18 protein-coding genes are annotated in these 16,175 nt (G+C 60.8%); 6 read left to right on the top strand and 12 right to left on the bottom strand.

The window, feature by feature from the left end; genetic code table 11:
- Window positions 1–33 precede the first annotated feature (33 nt).
- Entirely contained in the window at window positions 34–441 is a 408-nt protein-coding gene (crcB, locus tag WBK19_RS14070; protein WP_511290748.1) for a fluoride efflux transporter CrcB, read from the top strand.
- Between the two features lie 90 nt (window positions 442–531).
- Here crcB and WBK19_RS14065 read toward each other — a convergent pair whose 3' ends face one another.
- Both WBK19_RS14065 and WBK19_RS14060 read right to left on the bottom strand, forming a co-directional pair.
- Window positions 532–1,161 (bottom strand): FxDxF family PEP-CTERM protein, encoded by a 630-nt coding sequence (locus tag WBK19_RS14065; protein WP_511290746.1) that lies wholly within the window; start codon window positions 1,159–1,161, stop codon window positions 532–534.
- 221 nt (window positions 1,162–1,382) lie between these two features.
- The gene (locus WBK19_RS14060) at window positions 1,383–2,285 is read right to left on the bottom strand and encodes a LysR family transcriptional regulator (protein ID WP_511290744.1); all 903 of its coding nucleotides are present in this window, start codon (window positions 2,283–2,285) and stop codon (window positions 1,383–1,385) included.
- A gap of 120 nt (window positions 2,286–2,405) precedes the next feature.
- On the opposite strand from WBK19_RS14060, the gene WBK19_RS14055 reads away from it, so the two are divergent.
- On the top strand, window positions 2,406–2,699 hold the full coding sequence (locus WBK19_RS14055; RefSeq protein ID WP_511290742.1) for an RSP_7527 family protein: 294 nt from the start codon (window positions 2,406–2,408) through the stop codon (window positions 2,697–2,699).
- A 39-nt stretch (window positions 2,700–2,738) separates the two neighbouring features.
- On the opposite strand, the gene WBK19_RS14050 is transcribed toward WBK19_RS14055, so the two are convergent.
- The 4 genes from WBK19_RS14050 to WBK19_RS14035 all read right to left on the bottom strand — a co-directional run bounded on the left by WBK19_RS14050 (window position 2,739) and on the right by WBK19_RS14035 (window position 5,861).
- Entirely contained in the window at window positions 2,739–3,575 is an 837-nt protein-coding gene (locus tag WBK19_RS14050; RefSeq protein ID WP_511290741.1) for an alpha/beta hydrolase, read from the bottom strand.
- Between the two features lie 42 nt (window positions 3,576–3,617).
- The gene (gene trhA, locus WBK19_RS14045; RefSeq protein WP_511290739.1) at window positions 3,618–4,235 is read right to left on the bottom strand and encodes a PAQR family membrane homeostasis protein TrhA; all 618 of its coding nucleotides are present in this window, start codon (window positions 4,233–4,235) and stop codon (window positions 3,618–3,620) included.
- A gap of 17 nt (window positions 4,236–4,252) precedes the next feature.
- Window positions 4,253–4,705 (bottom strand): hypothetical protein, encoded by a 453-nt coding sequence (locus WBK19_RS14040; RefSeq protein WP_511290737.1) that lies wholly within the window; start codon window positions 4,703–4,705, stop codon window positions 4,253–4,255.
- A gap of 160 nt (window positions 4,706–4,865) precedes the next feature.
- On the bottom strand, window positions 4,866–5,861 hold the full coding sequence (locus WBK19_RS14035; protein ID WP_511290735.1) for a hypothetical protein: 996 nt from the start codon (window positions 5,859–5,861) through the stop codon (window positions 4,866–4,868).
- A gap of 136 nt (window positions 5,862–5,997) precedes the next feature.
- On the opposite strand from WBK19_RS14035, the gene WBK19_RS14030 reads away from it, so the two are divergent.
- The 4 genes from WBK19_RS14030 (at window position 5,998) to WBK19_RS14015 (ending at window position 11,919) form a co-directional block, all read left to right on the top strand.
- Window positions 5,998–6,255 carry a hypothetical protein gene (locus tag WBK19_RS14030; RefSeq protein WP_511290733.1) on the top strand — a complete coding sequence of 86 codons (258 nt, stop codon included), beginning with the start codon at window positions 5,998–6,000 and terminating at the stop codon, window positions 6,253–6,255.
- 219 nt (window positions 6,256–6,474) lie between these two features.
- The gene (gene hrpA / locus WBK19_RS14025; protein WP_511290731.1) at window positions 6,475–10,431 is read left to right on the top strand and encodes an ATP-dependent RNA helicase HrpA; all 3,957 of its coding nucleotides are present in this window, start codon (window positions 6,475–6,477) and stop codon (window positions 10,429–10,431) included.
- Window positions 10,424–11,158, top strand: a complete 735-nt coding sequence (locus tag WBK19_RS14020; RefSeq protein ID WP_511290730.1) for an EI24 domain-containing protein — start codon at window positions 10,424–10,426, stop codon at window positions 11,156–11,158. Before hrpA ends, WBK19_RS14020 begins: the two co-directional genes overlap by 8 nt.
- Complete coding sequence (locus WBK19_RS14015; protein WP_511290728.1) at window positions 11,155–11,919, top strand: competence/damage-inducible protein A; 765 nt, start codon at window positions 11,155–11,157, stop codon at window positions 11,917–11,919. Before WBK19_RS14020 ends, WBK19_RS14015 begins: the two co-directional genes overlap by 4 nt.
- 122 nt (window positions 11,920–12,041) lie before the next feature.
- Here WBK19_RS14015 and WBK19_RS14010 read toward each other — a convergent pair whose 3' ends face one another.
- From WBK19_RS14010 to WBK19_RS13985, 6 genes are all read right to left on the bottom strand, one after another.
- Complete coding sequence (locus tag WBK19_RS14010; protein WP_511290726.1) at window positions 12,042–12,608, bottom strand: phasin family protein; 567 nt, start codon at window positions 12,606–12,608, stop codon at window positions 12,042–12,044.
- A gap of 71 nt (window positions 12,609–12,679) precedes the next feature.
- On the bottom strand, window positions 12,680–13,240 hold the full coding sequence (locus tag WBK19_RS14005) for a phasin family protein (protein WP_511290724.1): 561 nt from the start codon (window positions 13,238–13,240) through the stop codon (window positions 12,680–12,682).
- Window positions 13,241–13,478: 238 nt separating this feature from the next.
- Window positions 13,479–14,075 (bottom strand): lipopolysaccharide transport periplasmic protein LptA, encoded by a 597-nt coding sequence (gene lptA, locus WBK19_RS14000; protein ID WP_511290722.1) that lies wholly within the window; start codon window positions 14,073–14,075, stop codon window positions 13,479–13,481.
- Complete coding sequence (gene lptC / locus WBK19_RS13995; protein ID WP_511290720.1) at window positions 14,072–14,653, bottom strand: LPS export ABC transporter periplasmic protein LptC; 582 nt, start codon at window positions 14,651–14,653, stop codon at window positions 14,072–14,074. Before lptC ends, lptA begins: the two co-directional genes overlap by 4 nt.
- Complete coding sequence (locus WBK19_RS13990) at window positions 14,650–15,177, bottom strand: KdsC family phosphatase (protein ID WP_511290718.1); 528 nt, start codon at window positions 15,175–15,177, stop codon at window positions 14,650–14,652. Before WBK19_RS13990 ends, lptC begins: the two co-directional genes overlap by 4 nt.
- Window positions 15,177–16,175: a KpsF/GutQ family sugar-phosphate isomerase gene (locus tag WBK19_RS13985; RefSeq protein WP_511290716.1), complete on the bottom strand. Its 999-nt coding sequence runs from the start codon at window positions 16,173–16,175 to the stop codon at window positions 15,177–15,179. Before WBK19_RS13985 ends, WBK19_RS13990 begins: the two co-directional genes overlap by 1 nt.

Genomic DNA, 16,175 nt, shown 5'->3' with positions numbered 1-16,175 from the left:
GGTTGGGGCCCATAAACCGCTAAAATTCACCGTATGTCTGTATTGCATAACCTTTCCGCGCTCAATTTTCTCGCTGTCGGCTGCGGCGCAGCGCTTGGCGCATGGTCACGCTGGTTTCTCGGACTGGCGCTCAATCCACTATTCGTTACTTTGCCGCTCGGTACTTTGGCGGCGAATGTGATTGGTGGCTATCTGGTCGGCGTAGCGGTTGGCATTTTTCACATCAACACACATTTCCCGCTGGCCTGGAAGCTGTTCGCGATTACCGGTTTTCTCGGTGGCCTGACCACGTTTTCGACATTCTCGGCCGAAGTCGTCGAGCGCCTGCTCGCCGGCCAGCCAGCCTGGGCCATCGGCCTCGCCTCGGTGCATCTGGCCGGTTCGCTGACGGCAACCTATCTCGGTTTACTGACGGTCGGCGCAACGCACATCTGGTCCTGATCTCTATCGGCCTGCATGGCCGGATAAAATGGTGGACGTAAAAAAGCCCTTCGGTTTGCCGAAGGGCTTTTGTCTGAGCGAGAGGCCTGATCAGGCGGCTTTACGGCGGCGCGCAACTGCACCGATGATGCCCAGACCAGCCAGGAGCATGGCGTAGGACTCGGGTTCGGGAACAGGCGCAGACAAAACAACACTCGGGGTGCCGGTGGTTACATTGAGGTTGTAATACCAGTTGCCGTTACCGCCGTTGCCGGTGAAATCGAAATTGGAAAACCCGGAAACTGCGACGTAATAGGTGCCAGCAGCCAGGCCTTGGGCTGTCAACAGCGAGTCATAGCCGGCATTGCTGTCGTCATCTTCGGAGATTTTGACGCCGTTGCTGCCAAACAGACCAACGATGGGGTCATTCGCTTCGGTGATGCCATAAGGGGCATTGACGGCGAAAGACAGATCCAGAACCTGAGAGGTGACGAACTTGAAGTAGTCAACCGAGGTTCCTCCTGGACCAGAGGACAGGCGAGCGCCGAAAACGTTGATATTGTCACCAAGGCCTACCGTGCCGAGGTCTTGAGCTGTGCCGATAGTGTCGTTGCTGCCCAGACCCAGCATCTCCCATTCAAAAGCGGCAACCGGGGTTGGCGTGGCTTCAACGGCCAATGCCTGGCTGCTGATGCCTGCAGCGAGAATGGCAGCTAGAACTGCGGTTTTGCGTAATTTCAAGGAGTTCTCCAATTTATAAAATGCAATTTGATTCATTTATTATCCATGGTGGATATTGGTTTCAGTTGCTTGGGATGGCAATAGTCCATTCGGATCAACTGGACGAAAAATGATGGGAGCTACCCATTTGAAAATTGAGGGTTTTTTCCGGTTGACCGTGGCACAGGGGTGCCCGGCCCTCAGTTACACATAAGTTGAAGCGAGGATCTTCGGTGTGCCGCCTACACCCGCCAGGGCGCGCGCCCGAACTCTTCGACGAGAAAGTCGACCATGGCCCGGACCTTGGGGGCGAGGTGGCGGCCGCTGGGGTAGGTGACGAACAGCGGCACCGGTTCGACGTGGTGCCAGTCGGTGAGAATCGGAACGAGGGCGCCGCGGCGGATGGCCTGGCCGACGATGACATCGGTCAGGCGGGTGATGCCAACGCCGGCGACAGCCAGTTGCAGCACCGTTTCGGCATTGTTGGCGACGACGTTGCCGCCGATATGGACGACCCGGATGCCGTCATTTGTATCGAAGGGCCAGCGGCGCAAGGCGGGCAGGGTGGTGATCCACAGGCAGTTGTGCTGTTGCAGATCGTCCGGCGTGCGCGGCGTGCCGAAGCGTTCGAGGTAACTCGGGGCGGCGCAGATGACGCGTTCGAGGTTGCAGATGCGGCGCGCCACATTGGAGGAGTCGTCGAGCGCGCCGATCCGGATGGTCAGGTCGAAATGGTCATCGGCCGGGGCGGGCGGGACATCGTTGATGGTGACTTCGAGTTCGATGTCGCCGTGCTTTTCGAGAAAGCGCGGGATCGCCGGCGTCAATTGGTGCATGCCGAAGGCCGAGCCGCAATGCAGGCGCAGGAGGCCGCGCGGATGGGTGCCGGCTTCGGCCACTTCGGCTTCGGCTTCGTCCATCGCTGTCAGGATAGGCCGGGCCCGGTTGAAGAATGCCTCGCCCTCGACAGTTAGCTGCAGGCGGCGGGTGGTGCGGGTGAGCAGGCGGGCGCCGAGGCGGTCTTCAAGGCGGGTGACCAGTTTGGACAGCGCCGACGGAGTCAGCCCCATTTCCCGGGCAGCGGCAGAGAATCCGCCGGTTTCCACGGTGCGAACAAAAGCGGTCATCTCGGCAGCGCGATCCATGGTTTTATTATGGATGAAAATTCACAAATGTTTTGCCAATAAGCATTATTGTTATTCGAATTGGCGGCAATTAGACTTCGATTTGTGCAATGTTGCGTTGCAGCATATTAGGAGTGAGTCATGACCCCCATCGATATCCCGACCATTGAACGTCAAGCACGCGAGCTTCGTGCTGCAGAAATTCGTCGTCTGAACGGTCTGTTCGCCGAGCGTTCGGCGTTGGTGCTCAAGCTGGCGACAGGCAGTGCCCTGGCTGGCGCTCGCGCTCTCGCTGAAACGCTCCGCCCTTTGTTCGCCTGGAACCCGCAGACAAGAGCGGCACCGTTGACCGTATCCATCCAGCCAGCCGTTACGCGCATGAATAATCTGGCGCGGTCGCTGTTTTCGTGGAATCCGCAGGCACGCCGTTCCTGAATTTGCGTGGTTGCCTGGCGTGACGGCCGCGGCGGCTAGCTAGCGCAGACGCTCGGCCAGCTGTGGCGATAGCCGGCCGAGAAAACGTTCGACGGCGGCGGTGTAATCGGTCGCTTCGCCGAGTTCGCTATTGATTTCACCATGTGTTTTGTCCAGTGCCAGGACTTCGGCTGGCGTCCCCACTTGCTGCGCCCGGGCGACGAAAGCACGCGCCTGCGGACAGGCGTCATCGCGGCGACTGGAGCAGACGGCAAGCATCGGTGGCGTTGCTTGCTGCAGATGATGAATCGGTGAGGCGGCTCGCCAGTCGACCGGGTTGTTGCCGAAAGCCCGGTCGTACAGGCGGAAGTGCTTGGCATTCATGATCGCTGGCACATCAAGTGCACCGCTGTCGAGCAGTATGAAGCCCCGCACTGCTTGCGCTCCGGCCTCGGCCAGCAGTTGAGGTCGGGCGGCGAGCAGGGCGATCAGGTGGGCGCCGGCCGAATGGCCCATCAAGATGATATTGCTGCGGTCGACGCCCAGTTTTTGCCAATTTCGCTGCACGTCGGCCAGCGCCCTTGCCACGTCGCGCGCCTGTTCCAGCGGCGTCGCCTTGGGCTGCATGCGGTAATTGATCGAAACGAAGGCGATGCCACGCGGCAGCCAGCGTTCAACCTTGTTGTTGACGACGCGACTCATGTCCTTGTCGCCGCGCCGCCAGCCGCCGCCATGGACCATCAGGATGACTGGCGCGTTGTCGCTGGTCGCCGGCCGGTAGAGGTCGTAGCGTTGATCCGGGTCGGTGCCGTAAGGGATATCGCTCAGCGTCGGGGCGCCTGCCGCATGGGCAGTGGCAGCGCAGACGGCAAGGAGTAAGGCAGAGAGCAGGCGCATGCTGAGTTCCATCGGTAAAAAACCAATGGCATTTTGGCAGACTCAGACCACGTAGAACAGGATGGCGATGAAGTGCATGAGGCTGCCGGCGATGACGAAGAGGTGCCAGATGCCGTGCCAGTGGCGGAAGCGCTCGTCGAAGGCGAAGAAGATGATGCCGACGGTGTAGAACACGCCACCGCCCGCCAGCCAGAGGAACCCGGCCAGCCCGAGGCTGGCCAGCAGCGGTTTGATGGCGACTAGAACGATCCAGCCCATGACGGCATAGATGATCAGCGACATGACGCGCGCTTCCGAGCGCGGCTTGATTTCCTGAAGCATGCCGATGGCCGCCAGCGTCCAGACGATGCCGAACAGCCACCAGCCCCACGGGCCGCGCAGGCTGATCAGGCAGAAAGGCGTGTAGCTGCCGGCAATCAGGAGATAGATCGACAGATGGTCGAGCTTGCGCAGAATGCGTTTGAACGGCCCGCGCACGCTGTGATAGATGGTCGAGATGCTGTACAGCATGACCAGCGTGACGCCGTATACGATGACGCTGGCGGTCTTCACGGCATCGCCGCTGAGCGCGGCGGCGACGATCAGCCAGATTGCCCCGGTCAGGGCGAGCAGGGCGCCAAGGAGGTGGGTCCAGGCGTTGAAGCGTTCTCCGTAATACATCGCCGGTTTTGTCTGGCCTATGGCTGAGGTGCCAGGGCAGCCTCGAGGAGATAGGCCTCGAGCTGCTGGTCGAAGTCCTTGAAGTGCGCTAGCAGGGTCTGATGGACATGGTCGATGCCTTCGATTGCCAGTACGCAATTGCCATCTTCTGAAAAGATGACGCGAATCGCCTTCAGTTGCTGGGCGATGTCCATGTGCGCCTGGTTGTGGGCCAGGCGATGCGCCGATGGCACGCGATCTTCCATGAACATCAATTCGATCAGGTTGTGTTTGAGCGTGGTCTCGACGAAGGAACGGATCATTTGTTCGATATTGCCGTGGCAGACACCTTTGCGGCTGGCGCCACAATCGTTGCAATTGTCGATTTTGCCGCGCTCGGTGCATTCGGAGCGGATGCGATCAATCAGGTGCAGCATGTGCTCGTGATCCCGGCGGATTCTGTCGACCGCTTCTTCACCCATCGTTGGCATGACTGTGTTTCCTTTCGAGAAAACATTGCAGCCCGGACCTGCGGCCAAATTGTTCCAACATTTGCCCGAATCTTCGAATCGGGTACTGGACTTAGGTTGTTTCTTTTAAAAACAGTTCCGGTTCGTGTATCGAATGCCGGCGAGTTGGCTGTCGGATGGTTCAGAAAAGCCGGCCGAGATGTCCGGCCAGGCCGCGTTCATTGACGAAAGTCAGGTCGTACATGGCGGAAAAAGCCTTGGCGTTTTCGTCGCTCAGGCCGGTAATGCACATCACGAATTGCTTGGCTTCCAGACCAAGGCGCTTGCGCAGCGCCAGGTAGCGGTCGATGTTCTGGCGGAATTCGCCGCTCTTGCATTCGATGCAGATCGGCAGTTTGCCATCAATGAGCAGGAAAACGTCGATTTCGTAAGGATCGCCATTGCTCAGCAGGAGATTCAACCCGCGCGTGCAGGAAAATCGGCGCTGGCGTTCCTTGGCGTAGCGCAGAGAAGTCATCAGCGCATGCCATTCCAGCCATTCGCCATTGAAAAAATTGCGGATGGTCGGGGCAGTTTGCAGAATCAGCCGGACGTTGTTTTCCGGCTTGTTGTGGAAGCATTTGGCGACAAAGGAATAATCGTAAAGCTGCTGGCAGAAGGTCGAAATGGCCTTGGCATCAGCGGCAGATTTCTTGTCGAGGTGGATGGTCGTGCTCGCGTGCTCTTTCTGTTGCGACCAGCGGATGCGTTCGAGGACGTCCTTGAGGACCTCGAAATTGCTGCCGATGGCTTCGGCAACCTCGTCGAAAAAACCGCTGGTGTCGACGCCGCGCATATTGGCCTGAACCTTGATCTGCTTCTTCTGGAACCAGTCGTAGATCGGTCCGTGCTGCATTTCGGTAGCCAGGAAGTCGGTATTGGCCAGATTGATGTCGGGCTGCCCCGAGTTCGCAGGTTCTGGCTCTGCGGCAACGGCCTTGGCCGGTTCGGCGAGCGGTTTCAGGCGAATGATCTCGCGCTGGGCATCGAAATATTTGTCGAGCAGTTTTTCGATGAAAAACAGGGTCGAATAAACCGCTGCCGGGGCACCGCATTTGGGGCAGGGAATGCTTTGCCCGGCGAGGTTGTCCGGCTGCTCGGCGAGCAGCGTGCATTTGTTGCAGCGGATGATGGCCATGATGTTGTCGAAAGGGGATATGCGGAAAGTATAAACCCGGTGGCGGCGGGGCGGTGTCGCCGGAAGTGAAACGAAACTGAAACATTGGCGTAAGACAATGGCCCCGTTACCGCCTAACCACCTTCAGGAGATTTTCATGCGTTCCCTGCTTATTGCTGCTGCTGTTGCCCTTACCCTGACCGCTTGCGCCACCCAGTCTTCCCCGCCGGCCCCGGCTCCCGCACCGGCTGCTGCTGCCGCCCCGGCACCGGCGCCGAAGCCTGCCCCGCAGTGCTACAACGGTGATTCCGGCAAGTTTGAAGCCATCGGTACCGCGACCACGATTTCCGGTGTCAAGGTCGTCTGCGAAAAGACCAGCGACGGGAAGAACGCCCAGTGGATGGGCGCCAAGTAGTAATCGCCACACCGTTACGCCAGACGCCGCTCTTCGGGGCGGCGTTTTGCTTTTGGGGCGTGCTCCGGGTATTTCAAATTTGGGCAAAATTTCCGGTTGACCGTGGCAAACCGGTTGGCTGGCGGTGATGCGGGAAGCGGTATCCGGCAATTTTCTTCCAGTCGGTGAGGCGTTGCATTGGCGCGGTAAAATCAGTGCCCCGCTTTGCCGTCCCGATGAATGAAACAAGAGAAACCAGCCCGCCCTGCCGAACTCGCCGAAAATCTTTGCCTGAGCAGCGATCTGAAACGCCTGCGCGGCATGCAGCGCGAATTGCTACGGTCAACCGGAAATAAGCGCGAAAAACTGCAAGCCGATCTGGCCGCGCTGCTTGAGCGTTCGCGCGCAGCTGTGGCTGAGCGTCGGGCCCGGCTACCAAAGCCGGAGTTTCAGAGCGATCTGCCGGTCAATGAGCGGCGGGGGGACATCGCTGAGCTGATCCAGAACAATCAGGTCGTCATCGTCTGCGGCGAAACCGGCTCGGGCAAGACGACGCAGTTGCCAAAAATCTGCCTCGATCTCGGCCTTGGCGCCCGTGGCCTGATCGGCCACACCCAGCCGCGCCGGCTGGCCGCACGTTCCGTCGCGACGCGGTTGGCGCAAGAGCTGAAGACGCAGGTTGGCACTGGCGTCGGCGTCAAGATTCGCTTCCAGGACCGGTCGTCCCCGGAAAGCTGGGTCAAACTGATGACCGACGGCATCCTGCTCGCCGAGTCGCAATCCGATCCCTACCTCAACGCCTACGAGGCGATCATCATCGACGAGGCGCACGAGCGCAGCCTCAACATCGATTTCCTGCTCGGCTACCTCAAGCAGTTGCTGGCCAAGCGGCCGGACCTCAAGGTCATCATCACCTCGGCGACTATCGACGCTGACCGTTTTTCGACGCATTTCACGGTCAACGGGAAAAAAGCGCCAATTATTGAAGTCTCCGGCCGGCTCTATCCGGTCGAGGTGCGTTACCGCCCGGTCGAGGATCTTGAAAAGAAGGACGACGAGCGCGATCTCTACGACGCCATCGTCGACGCCGCCGATGAGGTCTCGCGGCTCGGCGCCGGCGACATCCTCGTCTTCCTGCCCGGCGAACGGGAAATCCGCGAAGCGGCCGAAGCCCTGCGCAAGCACGCACTGGCCCGGCCGGGGTTGAGCAGTGCGCATGCCCCGGAAATTCTGCCGCTTTTCTCGCGCCTGTCGGCTGGCGATCAGGACCGTATCTTCAAGCCCTCCGGCGGTCAGCGGCGCATCGTCCTGGCCACCAACGTGGCCGAAACCTCGCTGACCGTGCCGGGCATCCGCTACGTTATCGACACCGGGCTGGCGAGGGTCAAGCGTTACTCCTACCGTAACAAGGTCGAGCAGTTGCAGATCGAAAAGGTCTCGCAGGCCGCGGCGCGGCAGCGGGCTGGGCGTTGCGGCCGGGTGGCAGCGGGCGTCTGCATCCGTTTGTACGACGAACTGGATTTCAACGCGCGGCCACCGTTCACTGATCCGGAAATCCTCCGTTCCAGTCTGGCCGGCGTCATCCTGCGCATGAAGTCGCTGCGCCTGACCGATGTCGAGAGCTTCCCGTTCATCGAACCGCCGCCGGCCAAAGCCATCGCCGACGGCTACGCGTTGCTGCAGGAACTCGGCGCGCTCGACGACGACAATGTGCTGACGCCGATTGGTGCGTCGCTGGCCAAACTGCCGCTCGATCCGCGCATCGGCCGCATGCTCGTCGCGGCGCGCGACCTTGGCTGTCTCAAGGAAGTCATGGTCATCGCCGCCGGCCTGTCGGCGCAGGACCCGCGCGAACGGCCGCAGGACCGCCAGCAGGCAGCCGACGAAAAACACAAGCTGTTCGCTGACGATAAGTCGGAATTCATGGGCTGGTGGAAGCTCTGGAACTGGTTCCAGAACGCCGTCGAACACAAGAAATCGAACAAGCAGCTGATCGACAACTGCCACGCCCATTTTCTTTCCTACCTGCGGATGCGCGAGTGGCGCGAGGTGCATGGGCAGTTACATGCGATGGTGACCGAACTGGGCTGGAAAGAAAACGATCTGCCCGGCACCTACGACGCCATCCATCAGGCGCTGCTCACCGGGCTGCTCGGCAATCTCGGCTGCAAGGCCGATGAGTCCGGCTTCTACCTCGGTGCCCGTGGCATCCGTTACCTGATCCACCCCTCGTCACCGCTGCAAAAGAAGGCCGGCAAGTGGATCATGGCGGCCGAGATCACCGAGACGACACGTCTCTTCGGGCGCTGCGTCGCCCGCATCGAGCCGGACTGGCTGGAGAAAGTGGGCGCTCACCTCATCAAGCGCCAGTACTTCGACGCCCACTGGGAAAAGAAGTCCATGCAGGTTTCGGGCTGGGAGCGGACGACGCTTTACGGCGTGGTCATCAACCCGAAACGGCGCATTCATTACGGCCCGATGGCGCCGGCCGAATCGCGTGAAATTTTCATCCGCCAAGGCTTGGTCAGCGAGGAAATCGACGAGGCTTTCGCCAAACGCTGGCCGTTCTTTCTGCACAACCAGAAGCTGATTCGCGAGATCGAGCACCTCGAACACAAGCAGCGCCGGCAGGACGTGCTGGTCGACGACGAGCTGATTTTTGCCTTCTACGACTCGATCATTCCCGAGGGCATCCACAACGGCGCGACCTTCGACCACTGGCGCAAGGAAGCCGAGCGCGACAACGCCAAGCTGCTCTACCTGTCGAAAGACGACCTCATGCGTCACTCGGCGGCAGGCGTGACGACCGAGGCTTTTCCGCATCACCTCAAGGTCGGCGGTGTCGATTACACGCTGAGCTACCACTTCGAGCCGGGTTCGCCGCGCGACGGCGTGACGCTGACTTTGCCGCTTGCGCAACTCAATCAGATTCCCGTGCTCCGCATGGAGTGGCTGGTGCCCGGGCTGCTCAAGGAAAAGCTCGTCCAGCTCATCAAGACGCTGCCGCAGAAGATCCGGGCGAAAGTGGTGCCGGTGCCCGAATTTGTCGAAGAATTCCTGTCGACCGTAGCCGGCAACGAAAAGAAGATGAATCAGGGCCTGATCACGCCGCTCATCGACCATATTCTCGAGGCGCGCGGCCTCAATGCCCGTGGCTGGGCCGTGACCCCCGACTCCTTCCGGCCCGATGCGCTGCCCGCCCACTTCTCGATGAACTACAAGCTCATCGACGAGCATGGACGCCAACTCGACATGAATCGCAGCCTGGTCGCCCTGCGCGCCGAGTGGGGCAAGCAAGCCAAGGACGAATTCGCCGAACTGCACGAAACGCCGTCCGAATTTACCAATCTGACCGACTGGACTTTCGGCGAGTTGCCCGAGCTCATGGAAGTCCCGGTCGCCGGCCAGACCGTGCTCGGCTACCCGGGGCTGACCGACGACGGCGAAAGCGTCAGCCTCAAGGTTTTCGACTCCGCCGAAGAGGCCGCCGCCGCCCATCGCGCCGGCCTGCTCCGCCTGTTCATGCTGCAGTTCCGCGATCAAGTGAAGTATTTCGACAAGAACATCCCCGGCCTGAGCCAGATGGCCATGCAATACATGGCGCTGGGCAGCGCCGACGACCTCAAGAGCCAGATCGTCGCCCTGACTTTCGAGCGCGCCTGCCTGACCGAGCCGCTGCCGACGACACCGAGTGCCTTCAAGAGCCGTTGCGGCGACAGCAAGGCGCGGCTTGGGCTGATCATGCAGGAGGTTTGCCGGCTGGTCGGCACGGTGCTGACCGAGTGGCAGGCGGTCATCAAGAAATTGCCGGCCTTCAAGGCGCATGGCGCGGCGGTGGCCGACATCGAGGCGCAACTGAAGCGGCTGATGGGCAAGAACTTCCTGATCGACACGCCTTTCGAGCGCCTGCAACACTATCCGCGCTACTTCAAGGGTGTCGTTGTTCGTCTCGACAAGCTCAAAGCCAACCCGGGGCGTGATACGCAATTGATGGTCGAATACACGCCGCTGTGGACCAATTACGAACGCCGCGCCATCCAGCTCGCCAAACTCGGCACGCTCGATCCGCAGGTCGAACAGTTCCGCTGGCTACTTGAGGAATTGCGCGTCGGCCTCTACGCGCAGGAGTTGCGGACGCCGGTGCCGGTATCGAGCAAGCGCCTGCAGAAACAATGGGAAGGAATCAAGAATGGGTGACGTCATGCTGGCGTTGGCGCGAACCTTCGCCAATCTCAAAAGCGGCAAGGTCTGGCTCTATGTCCTGACCCCGGCGCTGTTTTCCTTGTTGCTGACTACCGCGCTGGCCGTCTGGGGGCTGGGCTGGATGGTGCAGCAGATGATGGACTACCCGCCGATGACCCTGCTCGTCGGTTGGGGGCTGGTCTGGGTCGCCCATCTTCTGGCCTACCTCGGCGGCTGGATGGCGATCTTCGCCGCCGCCTACCTGACGGCCTCGCTGCTGGCGGCCATCGTTATCATGCCGCTGATGCTCAAGCACCTCTCTCAAACCGAGTACCGCGACGTCGCGGCGATGGGCAAGGACAGTTTCGTCGCTGCTGCGGTCAACAGCGTTCTGGCCTCCATCATCTTCATTGTCGCCTGGCTGATCACCATTCCGCTCTGGCTCATTCCCGGCTTCTCGCTGCTCATTCCGCTGCTGCTCATGGGCTGGCTGAACCGTCGGACGTTTGCCTACGATGCGCTGTCCATGCACGCCACGGCCGGCGAGTGGCAGGAAGTCCGCCGCGGCCAGAAAACGCCGTTGTTCATGCTCGGCCTGACCATGGCGCTGCTCGCCCACATTCCATTCGTCGGCCTGCTGGTACCGGCGCTGGCGGCGCTATCGTTCGTTCATTACGGGCTGGAAGCGCTGCGCCGGTCGCGCGGCGGGGCGATTGTCACCATCGAGGGAGAAAGACTATGAGCCGTACCTTTGGCGCCATCATCATCGGCGACGAAATCCTGTCGGGCAAACGGCAGGACAAGCATTTCGCCAAGATCGCCGAACTGCTCGGTGCCCGTGGTCTGCGCCTGAGCTGGGTCGAGTATCTCGGTGACGACTGGGAACGCCTCGCTGCCACCTTCAAGCGCACGATGGCGGCCGGCGATGTCGTTTTTTCCTGCGGCGGCATCGGCAACACGCCCGACGACCACACGCGACAGGCCGTGGCGGCGGCGCTCGGCGTCGATCTGGCGCTGCATCCCGAAGGTTTCGAGGAATTGAAAGTCCGTTTCGCTGGCGAAGAAATCACCGACCAGCGCAAGCAACTGGTCACCTTCCCGGCCGGCGTGCAGATCATCCCCAACCCGTTCAACCGCATTCCCGGCTTCATGGCCAACGACCATTATTTCGTTCCCGGCTTCCCGCAAATGGCGCACCCGATGATCGAATGGGCGCTCGATACTTTCTACCGGGACCAGTTCAAGGCCATCGATGGCATGGTCGAAAAGGCCTTCCTGCTGACTGGCCCGACAGCCTACGAAAGCGCGCTGCTCGACCTCATGGAACGTATCGTCAAGGATTACCCGACGCTGCGCCTGTTCTCGCTGCCTTCACTGGTCGGCAAGGAGCGCAAGCATCTGGAACTGGGCGTCGAAGGTTCGCCGGAACTGGTAGACCAGGCGATGGAAGAGATTCGCGCCGAAGTCGAAAGCCGGGGAATTACCTGGATTTGGCGGCCCTGAGCCAATTTTTCGGACTTCCACGGTCAACCGGAAATAACGGCCAAAATTGAAATCTTAGAACCGGCAGACGTAAAAAAGCCCGCGAAATTCGCGGGCTTTTTCGTCAGCGCAGAGCGCCGGAATTACTTGGCAGCAGACTTGCGAGCAGCGGCAGTGGCGCTGGTCTTGGCCGGTGCGGCAGTCTTGCCGGCGGCAGCCATGTTGGCTTCGGCGATGTCGGACAGTTGCTTGGCCATGCCGGTCATGTTGTCGAAAGCCTTGGTCGAGGCATTCAGCATCGACTGCATGGTGGCGGCGAAAACGTCACCACCAACCGGTGCGGAGGTCTTGGCCTTTTCGACGGCGCTGTTGATGTTCTTGGTGAAGCTGCCGTACTGGGATTCCATGACAGACGTCAGTTCCTTCTGCATTTCGGCGACCAGTTCGTAGACGCTACGCGAGTAGTCCATCCACTTGGCGGCGTTCGGCTGGGCCAGTTCGGTGTTCAGCTTGGCAACAGCCTTGGCATCCTTGGCGCTCAGCAGTTGCTGGGTACCGGCCATGGTGTTGTTGAAGAACTCGCGGGAAGCGGCCATGTTCAGGGCGGTCAGGCGCTCGACGCCGTCAAAGGCGGTGCGCAGCAGGGTCGTCATGACTTCGGCGTTGGCTTTTTGGGCGGCGGTCAGTTGGTCGAAATTCGGGTTGCTCATTGTCATCTCCAGTTTGATTGTGTGCTGCGGACGAAACGAAAACCCCCGCCGAGGCGGGGGTAACAGGCAAATTACTTCTTGGCCTTGGAAGAGGCGGCGCCAACGGCCTTGACGGTGGCGTTGGTGGCGGCAGCAACATTGGCTTCGGTGATCTCGGCAACCTGCTTGGCAGCCTTGTTCATGTTGTCGAAAGCGGAGGTGGCGGCAGCGATGGCCGACTTGACGGCAGCAACGGCAACGTCAGAACCAGCCGGGGCCGACTTGGCAGCCTTGTCGAGCAGGCCGGCAACGGTCTTCTGGAAGTCGCCGAACTGGCCTTCGACCATCTTGGAAAGTTCTTCCTGGGTCTGGGCAGAGATTTCATACACGGAACGGGAGTAGGCAACGGCCTTCTCGACATTCGGCTGGGCCAGCGAAGCCTGGATGGACAGGGCTTCCTGAACATCTTTGGCACCCATCAGGGCCTTGGCGCCGGAAACGGAATCTTCAACCAGCGAACGGGCGGTGTTCAGGTTCAGGGCAGCAATGCGCTCGGCAGAAGCCAGAGCGGTGTTGGCCAGGGACAGCAGGGAATCAACGGTAGCCTTGTTGGCGGACGCGAATTGCTCGGGGGTGGTGAAGTTGAAAGCCATGGGTTATCTCCAGAATTTAAAGGTTATGCAGAACAGTCTTAAACCGTTGCAGCGCGATCCCATGAAGCGATGTTGCACTGCACCATGACCTTTATTATAGGTATGATTGTTGTATTGTCAACATTATTTTTGTGCGGTGCACAAAGACAAATAAGCCCATCAAAATCATGGGCTTGGCAGACGTCGCCGACTCAGTAAACGCAGGGGTTTACGCTGGTGTCGGTCCGCCGATGCACTGCTATTGTGCGTTTTGCGACCCGAGGTTGCCGGCGCCCTTGAGTTCCAGGTGCTCACCGCGGGCCGCCGGCTTCGCGTCGCTGTCCTTGCCCTTCGGCTGGATGACGACGCGAACACGTCCGGGCGGGGCCTTCGGGTCGCGCGTTTCGCCAGCCGTCACCAGATATTTCTCACTGACCGCGTCGTACCAGATGTAATCGCCGCGAACCTGATCTTCGCCACTCTTGACCCAGGCGCGGTGGAACAGCTCGACGACTTCGCTGTTGGTGTTGTACTCGATGCGCTCGCCCTCACCCTCGACGTATTCCTCCTTGCCGTCGCGCTTCTGGCGGAAGCGGGCGAGCCCGTTCTTGCCGCCGAAAGCCGTGCCCTTCTGGAAGCCGTACTGGTCTTCCTTGATCACCACGCGGTCGGCTTTCAGCGTCATCGTGCCCTTGGTGATCAGGACATCGCCTTCGAGAATCTGGATCTTCTTGGCGTCGTCGATCGAGACGCGGTTGGCCTCAAGCAGCATCGGCTTGTTGCGGTCCGCCCGTTCGGCAAGGGCTGGCAGGCTGAGCAGAAGGCAGAGGGTGAGCGTGGCAAGTCGAATGGTCATGGCGCGGCCCCGGATCGGATGTATTGCCCGCGAACCTGCGATTGCAGGACGAGGGTCGAGGTGTTGTTGTCAATATGGATGCCGACGCCCTTGACCCAGGACTGCCCCTGGGTAATTTCCACCGGGCTGCCGGTGAAGGCGATACCGGCGTCGGGCTGGGCGGTCAGGTCGGGCATGCGGGCGACCATTTCCAGGCGGCCCGGCGTCGCGGCACGGATCACGCTGACATTGTCCCAGAGGAAAATGGTTTCGCCCTTGGCGGTGACTTTGGCGTGATCACCGGTGACGGTGACCGTGGCGCCTTCCGGGCGATAGCTGATCAGCGTCGGCGACTTCAGTTCGGAGGTGTCGTCGTCCGGGTAGTGCACGAGATGCGGCGCGGTGAGCCGATATTTGATCTGGCCGTCCTGGCCGAAACGGCGGACGGTGAAGTTCTCGGCCATGGCGTCCGGATCATGGCGGAATTTGCCGTCGTTGTTCGTTTCGCCACGGTCAACGGTACTTTGCAGCCAAAAACTGAGCCCGGCGAGGATCAGCAGAACGATGACCGGAAAGAGTTGGCTGGGCCAGTGTTTCATTGTGGGTTGAAGTAGGGCGCGAAGGCCGCGTCGAGCTTGCCCTGGGCGGCGAGAAGGAATTCGATGGCCTCGCGGACGGCACCTTTGCCGCCACCGGCCTCGGTCACCAAGTGGGCCCGTTCCTTGACGACGGGGCGGGCATTGGCCGGCGCGATGGCCAGTCCGCAGCGGGTCATCGCCGGCAGGTCGATCAGGTCATCGCCCATGAAGGCGAGTTCCGACCACTGCAACCCGAGTTGTTCGAGCAACTGGCCAGAAACGGCGCCCTTGTCGCCGACACCGTGGAAGACATGTTCGACGCCGAGATCCTTGGCGCGGCAATTGACGACGTTCGAAGTGCGCCCCGTAATAATGGCCACCTTGATGCCGGCACGGCGCAACAGCACAACACCGAGGCCGTCCTGGACGTTGAAGGTCTTCAGCTCATGGCCGTCGTCGGTGTAATGCAGGCCGCCATCGGTCATCACGCCGTCGATGTCGAAGGCGATGAGCTTGATGTTGGCGGCGCGGGCGTTGATGTCCATCAGATGACCTTGGCGGTAAAGAGATCGTGCATGTTGAGCGCCCCGATCAGGTGATTGTCGGCATCGACGACGAGCAAGGCGTTGATGCGCAGGCGCTCCATCATTTCGACGGCTTCGACGGCGAGGCGGTCGGGGCCAATGGTGCGCGGCGAGGCGAACATGACCGATGCGATGTCGCCTTGCAAAAGGTCGATGCGTTTTTCAAAAGAGCGGCGCAGGTCGCCGTCGGTGAAGATGCCGAGCACGACGTTGGCGGGATCGGTAATCGCGACCAGCCCCAGCCCGCCACGCGACATGGCGATGATGGCGTCGGTGATCGGCGTATTGGGAGCGACGGCCGGAACCCGGTCATCGGCGCGCATGACGTCGCGAACGTGGGTGAGCAGGCGACGGCCGAGCGAGCCGCCTGGATGCGAGCGGGCGAAGTCGTCCGGCCCGAAACCGCGGGCGTCGAGCAAGGCAACAGCCAGGGCATCGCCCAGCGCCAGGGCCGCCGTCGTGCTGGCAGTCGGTGCGAGGTTGTGCGGACAGGCTTCCTGGGCAACGCCGGCGTCGAGGTGAATGTCAGCTTCGCGGGCCAGCGTTGACGTCGGGACGCCGGTCATCGAGATGATCTTGGCGCCCTGACGCTTGAGGGCGGGCAGGATGCTGAGCAGTTCGCCCGATTCGCCGGAATTGGAGAGGGCGAGTAACACGTCGTCGCGGGTGATCATGCCAAGATCGCCATGGCTGGCTTCAGCGGGATGAACGAAATAGGCCGGGGTGCCGGTGCTGGCCATAGTGGCCGCAATCTTGCGCGCGATATGCCCTGATTTGCCCATGCCGCTGACGATCAGGCGGCCGTGGCTGTTCAGGATCAGCTCGACGGCGCGCGAAAAATCTTCGTTTATTCGGCTTTTCAGAGCGTCGACCGCAGCAGCCTCGATGCTCAGGGTCTGACGACCCAGTTCCAGAGCGCGTTCCGGCGAGAAGCGGGCGGTAGATTGGCTTGGGTTCAT

The sequence above is a fragment of the Azonexus sp. genome (genome assembly GCF_049652925.1).
Taxonomy (GTDB): Bacteria; Pseudomonadota; Gammaproteobacteria; order Burkholderiales; family Rhodocyclaceae; genus Azonexus.
Note: the sequence above shows the minus strand (reverse complement) of the source record. Positions and strands in the feature narration are given on the sequence as shown.

Coding starts and splice junctions, on each gene's coding strand:
- crcB (WP_511290748.1), top strand. CDS start 34: ATGTCTGTATTGCATAACCTTTCCGCGCTCAATTTTCTCGCTGTCGGC.
- WBK19_RS14060 (WP_511290744.1), bottom strand. CDS start 2,285: ATGGATCGCGCTGCCGAGATGACCGCTTTTGTTCGCACCGTGGAAACC.
- WBK19_RS14055 (WP_511290742.1), top strand. CDS start 2,406: ATGACCCCCATCGATATCCCGACCATTGAACGTCAAGCACGCGAGCTT.
- WBK19_RS14050 (WP_511290741.1), bottom strand. CDS start 3,575: ATGCGCCTGCTCTCTGCCTTACTCCTTGCCGTCTGCGCTGCCACTGCC.
- trhA (WP_511290739.1), bottom strand. CDS start 4,235: ATGTATTACGGAGAACGCTTCAACGCCTGGACCCACCTCCTTGGCGCC.
- WBK19_RS14040 (WP_511290737.1), bottom strand. CDS start 4,705: ATGCCAACGATGGGTGAAGAAGCGGTCGACAGAATCCGCCGGGATCAC.
- WBK19_RS14035 (WP_511290735.1), bottom strand. CDS start 5,861: ATGGCCATCATCCGCTGCAACAAATGCACGCTGCTCGCCGAGCAGCCG.
- WBK19_RS14030 (WP_511290733.1), top strand. CDS start 5,998: ATGCGTTCCCTGCTTATTGCTGCTGCTGTTGCCCTTACCCTGACCGCT.
- hrpA (WP_511290731.1), top strand. CDS start 6,475: ATGAAACAAGAGAAACCAGCCCGCCCTGCCGAACTCGCCGAAAATCTT.
- WBK19_RS14020 (WP_511290730.1), top strand. CDS start 10,424: ATGGGTGACGTCATGCTGGCGTTGGCGCGAACCTTCGCCAATCTCAAA.
- WBK19_RS14015 (WP_511290728.1), top strand. CDS start 11,155: ATGAGCCGTACCTTTGGCGCCATCATCATCGGCGACGAAATCCTGTCG.
- WBK19_RS14010 (WP_511290726.1), bottom strand. CDS start 12,608: ATGAGCAACCCGAATTTCGACCAACTGACCGCCGCCCAAAAAGCCAAC.
- WBK19_RS14005 (WP_511290724.1), bottom strand. CDS start 13,240: ATGGCTTTCAACTTCACCACCCCCGAGCAATTCGCGTCCGCCAACAAG.
- lptA (WP_511290722.1), bottom strand. CDS start 14,075: ATGACCATTCGACTTGCCACGCTCACCCTCTGCCTTCTGCTCAGCCTG.
- lptC (WP_511290720.1), bottom strand. CDS start 14,653: ATGAAACACTGGCCCAGCCAACTCTTTCCGGTCATCGTTCTGCTGATC.
- WBK19_RS13990 (WP_511290718.1), bottom strand. CDS start 15,177: ATGGACATCAACGCCCGCGCCGCCAACATCAAGCTCATCGCCTTCGAC.
- WBK19_RS13985 (WP_511290716.1), bottom strand. CDS start 16,175: ATGAACCCAAGCCAATCTACCGCCCGCTTCTCGCCGGAACGCGCTCTG.